1 protein-coding gene is annotated in these 1,694 nt (G+C 61.3%); it reads right to left on the bottom strand.

Annotation, left to right across the window (positions count from 1 at the left end; all coding sequences use genetic code 11):
• Positions 1–1,694, bottom strand: a 1,694-nt coding sequence (locus tag OKC27_RS22635; protein WP_442866080.1) for a T1SS-143 repeat domain-containing protein, incomplete at both ends; no start/stop codon positions are given.

The following is a 1,694-nucleotide window of genomic DNA, read 5'->3' as shown; positions in this document are numbered from 1 at the left end:
AAGTGACCGGTTTGGCTCAGGCTGTTGCTGCCGGTGAGGTTCCCCTCATCCAGGATCACACCGGTGCCCGGGATAAAGCTCGGCGCCTTGCCGTCCACGATGGTGAGCGGCAGCGTGGTACCAATGCGATCGCCATCCTTGTCAGCCAGCGTGACGGCCAGCGGCAGGTTGAGGGATTCACTCCCCTTGTGATCCAGCTCGCCGCTCAGGGTGACCTTGGCGGTGACGCTCCAGTTGCCGTTGTTATCGACCAGGCTCAGCTCGGCGCGCAGCACCACCTGCCCACCGGCGGTTCCGACCAGCTGGCCGGTTGCGGGATCAACGGCGAAAGTGACCGGGTTACCGTGGCTGGTGAGTCCGGTCAGGGTGCTCTGGATAGCGGCGATGTCAAAAGCGAGGGAGTTGGGGTCGAGGGCATCGCTGCCGTGCGCGACCGAGAAACTCATGGAGCTGACCGCAGCTACCTCCCCTTGTGCCATCTCGGTGATGGTGGTGCCAGTCACGGCGGAGATGGTCGGATTAGCACCATCCCCCACCGCCACGGTCATGGTGGAGGCAACCTTGTCGCCATCGCTGTCGAGCAGGGTAAAGCCCGCCTTGAGCAGGCTGTTGGCACTGCCCTGATCCAGCGGTTGATGGAGGGTAAAACTGTATTTGCCATCGTTACCGAGGGTCAGCTCAAACACCAGCGTGCCATCGGGGGTATGCCCCTCGATATGATGATCGGCCACCGTGATGGTCACGGCCTGCTTGCCCGAGGTGAACCCTTGCAGCCCCGGCTGATTGGCATCGAAGGTGATGCTGGCCAGCGGATCGCTGCCCGCGGTGATGGCCAGCTCCCCGTTAAGGGTCTGACCCTGCTGCCAGTTGATATCTTCGGTGAGCGTGAGGGAGACAGGGCTTACCTGCGGCAAGGCGCCGTCGGTAATGGTGATATTGAGGGTGCCGAGGTTGCTCTTGTCCCCGTCAAAATCGCGGCCTTGTACCTTCAGGCCGAGGTTGAGGCTGTTGGTCGCCTCCGGCTCGTCAAACACACCGGTCAGGGAAACGTTGTATTTGCCATCCAGCCCGATGGTGACGGTGAGGATCGGCTTGCCCTGCCAATCCTTGACGATCAGCTGGTTATCTTGAACCTCATAGGTCGTCGCCTTGCCCTGGCTGGTGAGCCCCACCAACGTCGGTTGGTTGGTCTCAAAGTTGAGGGAGACCAGACGATCGCTCCCCACCGTCACCGGTAGCTGACCATCGATGCTCTGGTTGCCCCCCTCCTGCAGCGAAACGCCCTTGTCCAGACCGAGTTCGGGGTCAAGGCTATCCGTCACCGTGATGGTGGTGGAACCCTGGCTCTGACTGCCGTCGCTGTCGGTCACCTTGACCGGCAAGGTCAGGTTGAGTTTGTCATCTGCCCCGTGATCCAGGTTGGTATGCACAGTGACCTGATAATCGATAGTCGCGCTAGTGTGAGCGGCGATGGTGGCGGGCACGGTCGGGATGGACACCGTCATCACTACCAGACCGCCACTGGTCACCGCCTGGAAGGTGTGACCATCCGTTCCTACCGCTTTCCAGGTCAAGTCTTCACCATTGTGGGTAATGGGCTTGCCGCTGGCATCCATCACCTGACCGGAGAGGGTCAGTCGTACATCGGTCACCGGATCCGAGTCGGCTTTGATGGTGATCTTGCCGCTCGCCCG

It is taken from the genome of Aeromonas sp. QDB62 (genome assembly GCF_027705695.1).
In the GTDB taxonomy this organism is placed as follows: domain Bacteria; phylum Pseudomonadota; class Gammaproteobacteria; order Enterobacterales; family Aeromonadaceae; genus Aeromonas; species Aeromonas allosaccharophila.
This window is presented reverse-complemented; position numbering and strand designations above follow the sequence as displayed.